The 12015-nt window shown below is 61.5% G+C and carries 11 protein-coding genes; 6 read left to right on the top strand and 5 right to left on the bottom strand.

Going from position 1 to position 12015, the window contains the following annotated elements:
* Positions 1–138: 138 nt before the first annotated feature.
* From P9272_RS25640 to P9272_RS25625, 4 genes are all read right to left on the bottom strand, one after another.
* The gene (locus P9272_RS25640) at positions 139–1116 is read right to left on the bottom strand and encodes a quinone oxidoreductase (RefSeq protein ID WP_278162708.1); all 978 of its coding nucleotides are present in this window, start codon (positions 1114–1116) and stop codon (positions 139–141) included.
* Positions 1117–1251: 135 nt separating this feature from the next.
* Positions 1252–2070, bottom strand: a complete 819-nt coding sequence (gene pcsA, locus P9272_RS25635; protein ID WP_278162706.1) for a phosphatidylcholine synthase — start codon at positions 2068–2070, stop codon at positions 1252–1254.
* On the bottom strand, positions 2067–2681 hold the full coding sequence (locus P9272_RS25630) for a DUF1326 domain-containing protein (protein WP_278162705.1): 615 nt from the start codon (positions 2679–2681) through the stop codon (positions 2067–2069). Before P9272_RS25630 ends, pcsA begins: the two co-directional genes overlap by 4 nt.
* A gap of 12 nt (positions 2682–2693) precedes the next feature.
* Positions 2694–3584 carry a DUF2182 domain-containing protein gene (locus P9272_RS25625; protein ID WP_278162704.1) on the bottom strand — a complete coding sequence of 297 codons (891 nt, stop codon included), beginning with the start codon at positions 3582–3584 and terminating at the stop codon, positions 2694–2696.
* A 102-nt stretch (positions 3585–3686) separates the two neighbouring features.
* Here P9272_RS25625 and P9272_RS25620 point away from each other — a divergent pair, with 102 nt between their 5' ends.
* Both P9272_RS25620 and hspQ read left to right on the top strand, forming a co-directional pair.
* Complete coding sequence (locus P9272_RS25620) at positions 3687–4898, top strand: UbiH/UbiF family hydroxylase (protein WP_278162703.1); 1212 nt, start codon at positions 3687–3689, stop codon at positions 4896–4898.
* A gap of 224 nt (positions 4899–5122) precedes the next feature.
* Complete coding sequence (hspQ, locus tag P9272_RS25615) at positions 5123–5446, top strand: heat shock protein HspQ (RefSeq protein ID WP_278162702.1); 324 nt, start codon at positions 5123–5125, stop codon at positions 5444–5446.
* Positions 5447–5521: 75 nt separating this feature from the next.
* Here the strand turns inward: hspQ and P9272_RS25610 are convergent, their stop codons facing one another.
* Entirely contained in the window at positions 5522–6142 is a 621-nt protein-coding gene (locus tag P9272_RS25610) for an invasion associated locus B family protein (RefSeq protein WP_128260143.1), read from the bottom strand.
* 296 nt (positions 6143–6438) lie between these two features.
* Here P9272_RS25610 and P9272_RS25605 point away from each other — a divergent pair, with 296 nt between their 5' ends.
* From P9272_RS25605 to P9272_RS25590, 4 genes are all read left to right on the top strand, one after another.
* On the top strand, positions 6439–8259 hold the full coding sequence (locus tag P9272_RS25605) for an extracellular solute-binding protein (RefSeq protein ID WP_278162700.1): 1821 nt from the start codon (positions 6439–6441) through the stop codon (positions 8257–8259).
* Positions 8260–8299: 40 nt separating this feature from the next.
* The gene (locus P9272_RS25600) at positions 8300–8983 is read left to right on the top strand and encodes a DsbA family protein (RefSeq protein ID WP_278162699.1); all 684 of its coding nucleotides are present in this window, start codon (positions 8300–8302) and stop codon (positions 8981–8983) included.
* Between the two features lie 254 nt (positions 8984–9237).
* Complete coding sequence (locus P9272_RS25595; protein WP_278162697.1) at positions 9238–9636, top strand: hypothetical protein; 399 nt, start codon at positions 9238–9240, stop codon at positions 9634–9636.
* A gap of 357 nt (positions 9637–9993) precedes the next feature.
* Positions 9994–11883, top strand: coding sequence for an ABC transporter ATP-binding protein/permease (locus P9272_RS25590; protein WP_278162696.1), 1890 nt, complete (start codon positions 9994–9996; stop codon positions 11881–11883).
* Positions 11884–12015: the final 132 nt, after the last annotated feature.

Here is a 12015-nt window from a genome sequence, read left to right as displayed (position 1 = left end):
CTTGAAAGAGCTTCAAGAATTTCAGCGGAAACTCAAGGGCTAAGATAGACCTCTTGAGAACAGTGGCAAATCCGCAGCGCTTTTCAGGCAAGCCGTGCCTCCGGGCACGGCAAGTCGCTGAAAAACAGGGCAGTTGGCTTAAGGAATGAGGACGGTCGTTCCCGTAGTCTTGCGGGCTTCGAGATCAGCTTGCGCCTTTCCTGCGTCCTTCAGCGCGTAACGCTGGTTGATCTTGATCTCGACGGCGCCGCTCTCGACCACGTCGAAAAGCGCTTCGGCCGACTTCACCAGATCCTCGCGCCTGGCGTTGTAGACGAACAGCGTCGGCCGGGTGGCGTAGAGCGAGCCCTTCTGCGCGAGCAACGACATCGAGAAAGGCGGGATCGGCCCGGACGACTGCCCGAAGCTGACGAACATGCCAAGCGGCCGCAGGCAATCGAGCGATGCCGGAAACGTGTCGGCGCCAACGGAATCGTAGACGACGTCGCATTTCTGCCCGCCGGTGAGCGCCGCGACACCGGCTACGAAATCCTGCTCCTTGTAGTTGATGACATGATCGAAGCCATGCGCCCGCGCGAGTTCGATCTTGTCGACGGAGCTCGCGGTGCCGATTACGGTTGCGCCGAGATGCTTTGCCCATTGGCCGAGGATGAGGCCGACGCCGCCGGCTGCCGCATGGTAGAGGATCGTGTCGCCAGCCTTGACGGGAAAGGTCCGACGCAAGAGGTATTCGGCCGTCATGCCTTTCAGCATCATAGCCGCCGCCTGCTCGTCACCGATGCCGTCCGGCACTTTGACAACACGGTCGGCGGCGATCACCCGTTGCTCGGCATAGGCTCCGACATTGACCGCATAAGCGACGCGATCGCCTGGCTTCAGCCAGTCGACGCCGGCGCCGAGGGCCAGGACGACGCCCGCCGCCTCCCCGCCGGGAATCAAAGGAAAACCGCCGGGTGGCGGGTAAAGCCCGGAGCGGTAGTAGACGTCGATGAAGTTGAGGCCGATCGCGGTGTGCCGGATCAATATCTGGCCCTCTCCCGGCTGGCCGGCATCGGCATCCTCGAACGTGAGGACCTCGGGGCCGCCATGGGCGTGAATGCGGATTGCCTTGGACATCGCTCAATTCCCTGAAGAAGTACATACACAATGTGGAACGCGGTTCCGAAAAGGCGAACCGGTTTCGGAAGGTCACGCGCCGATGGATCTTTCAGCTCAGGATGATCATTCGATCGCAAAAATCCTGATCCAGGATCAGAGCTTCCTGGCGCCCAGATTCGGGAACATCTGCATGATGCCCCCGATGCAGGCGAGATAGAGGCCGGTGATGGTGATGCCGATCTTGGTGAAATCGCTCACCTGTTCGCTGAGAACGCCGATCCTGTCATAGAAGGCTGCAAGGGCTGCCTGCGCCAGCGCCAACGCGCCGAAGGCGCACCACAGAAGCGTCATGCCGAGATTGATCGGCCGCAACCTCACGACGCGCACCGGGTGGATGAAGTTGATCGGCAGGAAGGTCAAGACGCCTGCCACCACAACCACGGCGAAAGACACCCATTGCCCTGGGGCGATGACGAAGAGAGTGAACACCACCATGTTCCACACGACCGGAAAACCCTTGAAGAAGTTCTCCTTCGTCTTCATGCCGGTGTCGGCATAGTAGATGGCGCTGGAGACAACGATGATGGCCGCCGACAGGAAGGACAGGTTCTCGCCCATGAAGCCGCGCTGATAAAGCGCAAAAGCCGGAATGAGCACGTAAGTGACGTAGTCGATGATGTTGTCGAGGAGTTCGCCCGACCACGTTGGCAGGATTTCCTTGACCTCGAGCTTCCTGGCGATCGGGCCGTCGATGCCGTCAACGAACAGCGCCAGCCCCAGCCACCAGAACATCGCCGTCCAGCGTTCCTCGCTCGCCGCCACCAGCGACAGGAAGGCCAGGAACGATCCCGACGCAGTCAGCAGATGAACGGAGAACGCGCGCGCCTGCGGCCACGTCACCTTCTTCTTCGGCAACGGGATCCGTTGCGCGATCTTCCTCGCCGCTTTCCTGGCCGTTGTGTTCTTGCTCACGGTCCCCGCCAGTCCAGCTTGCAGATCTCGGCTGATCGGCCGGCAAAATTCCAGTTGCGGCCGAAGGCGCGCATCTTGCTCTTCTCGGACTTCGCCACGATGATTTCCGGCGCGATCCAATATTCGGAATTGGTGATCACCGTATCCTTCTCGCGGTCCTTGCCCGTGATCGGCGTCACCGCGCCGTCGATGATCTTCGGTATCTGGAAGACGCGCGTCCTGTCACGCGTCTCATAGGTGATCGGCACCTGCTCGACGCCGAGGAATTTCCCGACAAGGATCGACAGCAGCGACGTGGTGCCGCCGGCCTTGCCGGTGAAGATTTTGGTCAGTGCCTTCACCGCATAGACCGACGCCCGCTTGTCGATGAACAGGCCGGCGGTCCAGTTGCCGCGGCTCATATAGCCGGGAATTTCCATGATCAGGCCGAGATTGAGACCCGAAAGATCGGTCTCGCCGAAATGGCCGGCATCGATGCGGAAGCCGGCCCAGGTCTGGCAGTAGCCTTCCGTCGGCGGGTGGCTGCCGAGCGACAGCACGCAAGGGCAGAAAACCGTGCAATTGCAGGAGAGTACCAGCTCCCCTTTCATCGCCCAGCTTTGGTCGGTCATAGAATTCTCCCCTTACGCCGAAACTAATAGCAGGGCAGCCGCCCACACAAGCAGTATCGCACCGGCAACCCGGCTGGCCATCCTGCCGGTGGTCTGTTTTTCGATCAGGGTGAACAGTCCGATCAGCGCCATCCAGAAGATGTTCATCGCGCCGACGGCGAACATCACCAGCATCAGCGCCCAGCAGCAGCCAAGGCACCAGACGCCCTGCTCCAATCCTAGGTGGAAGATGCGGCCCGGTTTCGCGCTCCAATTGGCGAAAAGGATCGAGAACGGGTTGCGGCATTTTTCAAGGCACGCCTGTTTGAGACCGCTGAATTGATAAAGGCCTGCAACAAGCAGCGCCGCGGCGCCGGCAAGGCCCACGGCCGGATCCAGCATGCGGCCGGAACCGGCAAAAGCGTAGACCGCGAGCGTCAGCGCGGCAAAAGCCGCGGACGCGCCAAGCCATGTGGTGAGGTATCCGGTAACGAGCACCAGTGGATGAACAACCGGCTCGCCCTTGATCCTCGCCGTGTCGGCGATTTCGCAATAGGTGCGGATCAGCGGCGCGGCGGAAGGCAGCATCGTGGCCACCGCCATCAGGAACCACATCAGCACAAGCGCCGACGCCTGCAGGCCAGCCGGGCCGGCAAGCGGCACGGGCGCAAGGCAGAGAGCGAAGAACCGGTCGAGAAAATCCGGCAAAGGCAGGACTGGGAGACTTTTGAGAAGCATATCGCCGGGCCTGCCGGCTGGGCTGCCTTCGGCGCCACGGATCGCCATCGCGCCGAGAAGCAGCCATGCAAGGACGATGGCGACGCCCACCGTGAGCGTGACCGCAAAGAGCGGACTCCGCGCCACGCCGGCCGTCGCGCGGCCGGCGCGGTCGAGATGGTTGAAACCCTGCTGCTCCCCGCTCATGGCAATCGAATGGGCTGAATCGCCGCGTTGATCAAGCCGGCTGATCTGACCTATATCCTGGATAAAGGCCCGACGGGTCGCCTTCCAACGTGGAAGCTTGGCGTGGATCACAACGATAAAGCCCGCATCCTGGTTGCCGGCAGCGGTCCGGCCGGCCTTATAGCGGCGCTCGGCTTTGCCCAGGCAGGCTTTGAGGTGACGCTGGTCGGTCCCGAGGCCAACACCACCGACCGCCGTACCACGGCCCTCATGAACCCAGCCCTGAAGGTTCTTGAACGGCTGGGCGTCCTTGCCGAGCTCAAGCCCCAGGCCGCGGCGCTCAAGGTGATGCGTATCGTCGACGCCACAAGGCGGCTGATCCGCAGCCCGACCGTGACCTTCCGCGCCAGCGAGATCGGCGAAGAACAGTTCGGCCTCAATCTGCCGAACAACGCCCTTATTCCGGTCCTCGCCAAGGCGGCTTCAGCGCATGACCGCATTCATTGGCTGAAATCCACGGTCGAATCCTGGAGCCTCGACGCCGACCATGCCCGTGCAAGGCTGGCCGACGGCGGCGAAGTCTCCGCGTCGCTCGCGGTCGCCGCCGACGGGCGCCTGTCTCCGGCGCGGGAAGCCGCCGGCATTCGCGCTTTTGCGCGCCCTTATCCGCAATCTGCGCTTATCCTCAATTTCGGCCACCGCAGCGACCACGGCTTCGTCTCGACCGAGTTCCATACCGAAACGGGGCCGTTCACCCAGGTGCCGCTGCCCGGCAGGCGATCGAGCCTTGTCTGGGTGGTAAAGCCGGAGACGGCGCAGGAGCTTGCCGCGCTCGACGATGCAACTCTGTCGGAGCGTATCGAGCAGCAGATGCAATCGGTGCTTGGTCGGGTCTCGGTCGAGCCGGGTCGCCAAATCTATCCTTTGTCGGCGGCTTCGCCCGCCCGGTTCGCGCAGAATCGTGTCGCGCTCGTCGGCGAGGCGGCGCATGTGTTCCCGCCAATCGGCGCTCAAGGGCTCAACCTGGGCATCAGGGACATCGACGACCTGATAGGAATCGCCAGCGAAAACCGCGACGATCCGGGTGCAAGCAGGAGTCTTGCCGCCTATGACACCAGGCGCCGGCCCGACATATGGGCGCGCAGCGGTGCGGTGAACCTGCTCAACATGTCGCTGTTGTCCGACATGCTGCCCGCACAGCTGGCGCGCAGCGCCGGCCTCAATGCGCTCGGCAGCTTCGCGCCGCTGCGGGCCTTCTTTATGCGCGAGGGGTTGCGGCCGGGCAGCGGCTTTCGCGCCATTGCCGGCGGCCTAAGGAAAGAGGTCGAGCATTAGAAGCCGATCGCCGCGTCTTTCCACGCCGTCCGCGAAACTTTACGCATCGCCCATCCGTGGCTTGCAACATGGAGTGCGGCCATTGAATTACGGCAGCTGCTACGCCAAATAGGCCCAAGCCGAAAGTCGGGGTCGATTTCTGGCCGCGTGACGTGTAAATTCAAGGTCTTAGGCGCCTTGTGCGCAGCCACGAAAGGCGCCTTGGAACCTGAGTGGTGAATGCGATGAAAACGGCCAAGTTCTCGATCGGGCAAGTGGTTCGCCACAGGCTGTTTCCGTTCCGCGGCGTGATCTTCGACGTCGATCCCGAATTCGCCAACACCGAGGAGTGGTACGAAGCCATTCCCGCCGACGTGCGGCCGCGCAAGGACCAGCCTTTCTACCATCTTCTGGCGGAAAACTCGGAGACCGAATACATCGCCTATGTTTCCGAGCAGAACCTGCTCGAGGACCGGTCGGGCGAGCCGGTGCGGCACCCCCAAATCGGCGAGATGTTCGAAAAGCTGCCTGACGGCCGCTACGAGCCTAAGCGCCAGTCGAAGCATTGAATGCAGCGGCCTTGAAGCAACAAAAAAGCGGGGCAAATGCCCCGCTTTTTTGTGTCCGAGAATGCGCTTGCGCGATCAGTTCGCGGTCTTGGCCTTGTCCTGCTCGTCCTTGAGCTTCTTGGCGAAATCCTGGTTGTTCTTGGCGACGAAGTCCTGCAGCTTCTTCTGCCGGTCCTCAATGTCCGATTGCTGCAGCGGCGGGCCGTCATAGGCGCCGCTGAAACCGCTGAGCGCGATCTTGATCGGGTTCGGCTGGTTCTGGAAGTTGATCGAGGTGAGCGTGATGCCCTGCCCCTTCTTGAAGGAAGCGACGAGCTGGTCGCTTAGCGGCACTTCCGCCACGCAGCGATCCGGGAAGCAGATCACATAGTCGAGCTTCTGCGCCTTGCCGGAATCGATCTGCAGCGCGATGCCCGGAGGAACGAGACGACCGGTCGGGACCGTGACCTGGAAGACCTTGCGGTTCACCTTGCCCTTGAGCTCGATCAGGCTGACGCCCGTGACGAGCTGGCCGTTGCCGGCGGTGACGATGTTCTGCACGTTGCAGATATCGACGTCTTCCTGCTTGGTGCAGGCCTTGAACCAGCCCTGCGGGATCTGCGGCTGCTGTTGAGCCGAGGCGGTGAAAAGCCCGGCGCCCAGAACGCCGACCACGCCTGCGGCCAGCACCGAAAGGCGGTACGCGTTGATCGTCATATGGTGCACTTTCCTCTCAAATGATCCCGGGGACCGGCTTCTTCGTGCCGTGCGGTCCAGCTACCTGTTGCCCAAATGAGGCAACAGGATGACTTCGGAGCGCGTGTTACACTGCCAGCGACGTCGAATCCAGCCCGGTTTCTGCGATTTCTTCGTGGTTTCGTGTCCCCCCGAGCGAGCATCGATCCGCGATGTAGCAGGAGAACCCGCTTCCCGTCAGCGCGCCGATTCAATCGGGTGGCGAAATGCACTAGGGTGCATGGCGAATCACAAAGCTGCCCGGCAGGGAGACGGTCATGGACCGCGTTCTGGTTCGGCTGATTGCCGCGACCTCGTTTCTGGCTCTTGCACTCCTTCCGGCGCGGTCGGAGCCGAAGCACGGCATAGCCATGCAGGGCGAGCCGGCGCTGCCGCCCGACTACCAGCATTTCGACTACGTCAACCCGGATGCGCCGAAAGGGGGGAGCGTCACCTATTGCGTGGTCGGCTCTTTCGACAACCTCAACCCCTTCATCCTGAAAAGCCTGCGCACCACGGCGCGCGGGATGATTGATACCGTTTACGGCAACCTCGTCTTCGAGCCGCTGATGCAGCGCAACTACAACGAGCCTTTCAGCCTCTATGGTCTGCTTGCCGACAGCGCCGACATGGATCCGGATCGCAAGTCGATCGAGTTCCATCTCAATCCCAACGCGAAATGGTCGGACGGCCAGCCGGTAACGCCGGAGGACGTGCTGTTCACCTACGACGTTTTCAAGGACAAGAGTCGCCCACCCTATAGCGACCGCATGAGCATGATCGCCAAGCTGGAGAAGACCGGCGAGCACAGCGTGAAATTCACCTTCAACGACAAGGCCAACCGCGAATTCCCGCTGATCGTCGCGCTGACGCCGATCGTCCCCAAGCACGCCTTCGACAAGGACACGTTCGACAAGACCACGTTGAAACCGCTGATCGGCAGCGGACCCTACACCGTGGACAAGGTGCTGCCCGGGCAGCGCATCGTCTTCAAGCGCAATCCGGACTACTGGGGCAAGGACGTTCCGTCCAAGCGCGGCTTCGATAATTTCGACCAGGTCACCATCGAGTATTTTCTCAACGCAAATGCCAAGACGGAGGCATTCAAGAAAGGCATCTGCGCCCTCGATGACGAGACCGATCCGGTCAAGCGTGAGCGCGACATCGACTTTCCAGCCTTCCGAAGGGGCGATGTGAAGGAAGAGTATTTCGACACCGGTATTCCCCCGGTGGTGACCGGTTTCCTGTTCAACACCAGGCTGCCGAAATTCGCCAATCCGGTCGTGCGCCGCGCGCTCGGCATGCTTTACGACTTCGAATGGGCAAACAAGAACCTCTTCGGCGGCAAGTTCAACCGCACCATGAGCTATTGGCAGAACTCCGACCTGTCCGCGCTCGGTCACCCGGCAGACGATCGCGAAAAGGCCCTGCTTGCCCCCTACCCCGGCCGTGTGCCGCCGGACGTGATCGACGGCACCTGGCGGCCGCCCGTGACGGATGGCTCGGGCCAAGATCGCAAGGTGCTCAAGGCGGCCTTCGAATTGTTGAAGAGCGCCGGATTTCGCGTGCAAGACGGCAAGATGCTCGACCCGCAGGGAAATCCTTTTGGCTTCGAGATCCTGACCTCATCGCAGGATGAAGAGCGGCTGGCGGCGATCTACCAGCGCACGCTGGAGAAGATCGGCATCGACGTCGGCATCCGCGCGCTCGACGGCGACCAGATCCAGTCGCGCAAGCAGCGTTACGACTTCGAGGTGCTGATCGGCACCAGCGGCTTCAGCAACTCCCTGTCGCCCGGCAGCGAGCAACTCGGCCGCTGGGGATCGGTCGCAGCTAAAACAGAAGGGTCGTTCAATCTCGCCGGCGTCGCCGATCCCGCGATCGACGCCGCGATCGACGCGATGCTGAACGCTCGTACCAAGGAAGATTATGTCGCTGCCGTCCGTGTGCTCGACCGGCTTCTGATATCAGGCAACTATATCGTGCCGATGCAATACAACACGCAGCAATGGCTCGCTTACTGGAGTTATCTGGAACATCCGCAAAAGACCCCCATATTCGGCTATCAGTTGCCGACCTGGTGGCGAAAGCCCAACTGACGCAAGCCCAGCCCCAATCAAGACCAAACAGGAGACGAGCATGAGCGCCGAGAACTCCATCACTGTCGATGTTGTGTCCGATGTCGTCTGCCCCTGGTGCTTCATCGGCCAGAAGCGGCTGGACAAAGCCATTGCTGCCGCAGGCGACGTCGACGTGCGTGTCAGTTGGCGACCATTCCAGCTCGATCCGACCATCCCGCCTGGAGGCATGGATCGCCGCAAGTACATGCTCGGCAAGTTCGGCAGCGAGGAACGCGTTCAACAGATTCACGCGCGCATCGAGCCGCTCGGCGACGCCGAGGGAATCCGCTTCGCATTCGGCGCCATCAAGGTCGCCGCCAACACGCTGGACGCGCATCGCGTCATCCGCTGGGCCGGCGCCGCGGGCGAAGATGTGCAGAACCGGCTGGTGCGCCGCCTCTTCCAGCTGAACTTCGAGGAAGGCGCCAATATTGGCGACCATGCCGTGCTGGCGAAGGCTGCCGGCGAGGCCGGCATGGATGCATCGGTGGTCGAGACGCTGCTGCCGACCGACGCGGACGTCGAGGCCGTCCGCAACGAGATCGCCACCGCCTCGCGCATGGGCATCACCGGCGTGCCCTGCTTCCTGCTTGAAGGCAAGTATGCCGTCATGGGCGCGCAGGATGCCGACACGCTTGCCGACGCCATCCGCCAGGTCGCCCAGGCCAAGGCGCGCGGCGAGTTGGAAACCGTCGCGGGCTGAGTGTTCCTTGGGCGCATGGCCGGACGGAACCGCTTCCTGCACTTTCCTCGAATTACTTCTGCTTGGCGGGTCGGCTCGGCAAACACGATCTGGTGAATCGCCCTGAGGACGGCGCTCAGCTAGACTGTCGCGGGTTCAGCTGATTTGAGGGGCACCGAATGGCGGTCAGGCATCGCGCATTGTCGCTGTTGTGTTTGCCTCTCGCCCTTGGGCTTCCGCTGACATTGCAGCGCGTATCCGCCGAGGAAGCCGTCATGTCGGCGACTTTCGAGGGCAAGCCCTGGACGGCGTCCTTCACCCTGGCCCAGACGATGCGGCTGGGCGGCAAGCCGATGCTGAACCTGTCGGGGACCGAGCAAGGCTCGCCGACCACGACCTTCAATTCTATGCTCGAACTGAAGGATCTAAACAACCTTCCGGGCTATCCACTCAAGACGGGCTCCCCCGCCGGCAGCGCCAACTTCAATATCCTCGATTCCGGCGCGACGGTGGGCCATGTTCGTTTCAGCGGCGGCGAGATCGTCATCGACAAATACGACGCCGCCAGCAAGACCATTTCCGGTCATTTCAGCGCCTTCGGAAAAGGCGAATCGGGCAAGCCCGAAGAACTCGTGGACGGTAGATTTTCGGGCATTCCGGTCACCGCGCAGTAGCTATTTCGGCTGATCGGCGCCTCTTTTTCGTTCACAAACCCGTGTTTTTTGCTTCCCTAAGGGAAGCTTTCCGTCTGTTGGCTCAATTGCCTTTAACACGCTGGAATAAAAGCCGAAATCAGCGCGATGAATGATCTCTCGGCATTGGCTTTCTGTTGCCCGCGCGCCACGCCGGGTAACCCTGTTCATGTTCCTCGGCAGAAAATTAATGGAAAATGATCAATTGGTGTTACCCTGTGTAACAAAACTAAGAAAGGTTTGGGCGGGATCGTGACTGGGGTCGGTAGACCGCAACGTACAATACCGGAGCAAACATCCAGCGAGGCAAAGACCTCGCCCCTGACGCCGGTATCGTCGATGCGCACATTCTGGGGGCTGATGCGAGCCTACTGGTTTTCCGACCGGTGGAAGGAAGCCTGGACACTCACCCTCGTCATCGCACTGCTGACGGCGCTGTCCAGCAAGGCTGGCGTCTGGTTTGCCGTCGCATTGGGCGAGCTAGGCAATTCGATCGCCTTCCTGCACGATGCCGCCAACCCTCACCCGCTGCAGACGATCCTGGCCAATGCCGGCATATTGGTGCTGCTGGTTGTGCTGAAGGACGCCGGTTTCACTGGTGTGCGCAATCTCGTTTCAACGACGTTGCATCGCAAATGGCGGGGCTGGCTGAACAACCAGTTCAACCATGCCCTCCTCGACGGCAACCATACCCATTTCCATGCGCAGCACGGCTCGGTCGCCGGCGGCATCGTCGCTCCCGACAACATCGACCAGCGCATCCAGGAATCGATCAAGGACATGACCGGCGGCGCCATCGGTCTCGCCATGGGCGTCCTCGGTGTGGCGACCTCGCTTTATTTCATCGGCGAAAACCTGATCGGATCCTCGGTCGAGGTTAAGGGCCTGGAATTCCTGGGCAGTTACGGTACAGCGGTGCTGGCTTTCCTCGCCGTCGCCACCTACGTGCCGCTGAACACCTGGATCGCCGTCAAGCTCGGACGACTGCTCGAGCGGCTCAATGTGCGCATGCAGCAGGCCGAAGGCAGCTACCGCAGCGAGCTGACGACCTTCCTGCGCCGCAGCTTCCACGTCGCCGCCTCGCATGGCGAAGGCGTGCAAAAGTCGATGCATGACAGGCTCTATGTCGATATCGATAAGACGTGGGGACGGCTCAATATCGTCAACACCAGCTACACGTCGTTCGAGCTGATCTACAATTTCGTCGGCGCCCGCATCATTGCCTACGCGCCGGGTCTGGTATCGTTCATCCATAACCGCCTCGACTACAAAGGCTACATCACTGGCTCCGAAATGGTTGCCCAGTTGATAAGCCAGTGTTCCTGGTTCATCCATGTGATGCCGGCGATCGCGACACTCAGGGCCAACAGCCAGCGCGTGACCGAACTCGCCAATGCGATCGAGAACGTGCAGAGCCCAAGGGAGTTCTATCAGCAGACCGGCCGCTCCGACTTCAGCTACGGCAGTCAGAACCCGGTCTTCGGCCTGACCATCCAGAAACTGGAACTGGCGCACCAGGGCGAGGACGCCACACCTTTCCTCAGCGCTGCGAATCTCCGTTTCCGCCGCGGCGAATGGACCTTCCTCAAGGGCGAGTCCGGCTGCGGCAAGACTTCGCTGATCAAGGCGATCAATGGTCTTTGGCCCTATGGCCGCGGGACCGTCGTCTTCCCTGAAGGCGTGACGAGCTTCTACGCCGCCCAGGAGGTCAAGCTGCAGCAGGTCTCGCTGAAGCAGCTCGTCTGCCTGCCGGGTTCAGAGAACGACCATGGCGACACGCAGGTAGCGGCGGCTTTGCACAAGGCTGGCCTTGGCGACTTCATCGAACATCTCGCCGACGAAAGCCGCGAGGGCAAGATCTGGGACCAAGTGCTTTCGGGCGGCCAGAAGCAGAAACTGGTGGTCGCGCGCATCATCCTGCGACAGCCGGGACTTCTGTTCCTCGACGAGGCGACCGGAGCGCTCGACCCCGAAGGCAAGATCGCTTTCCACCAGGCGATCAAGGACAATTGTGCGGACGTCACCGTCATCAGTGTCATGCACGAAGCGGTGGCGCCGCGCTCGCTTGCCGGCGAGGAATTCTATCACAGTGTGGTTTCGATCGCCGACGGCGTCGCCACGAAGAAGCCGCTTGCACCCAGCCTGCCGCGCGAGCTCACCACCATTCTCGCGCAGCCGCGTCCGGTCGAGGACAAGTGGCTGCGCTTCCGTCGGCTGAAGCAGAAGTAGAAGTCATGCCAATCCTTTGAGCGGTGGCCATGACCGAACTTGGGCAGCCTTCGATCACAGTCTCGCGATCCGGTCTCCCCGCCTCTATTTTCACGGCCCTTTGCGATTGACTCGGCAAAAACCGCTCCTATG

It is taken from the genome of Mesorhizobium sp. WSM4976 (genome assembly GCF_029625685.1).
GTDB lineage: Bacteria > Pseudomonadota > Alphaproteobacteria > Rhizobiales > Rhizobiaceae > Mesorhizobium.
The sequence above is the reverse complement of the archived record's forward strand: the minus strand, read 5'-3'. Positions and strand labels throughout refer to the sequence as shown.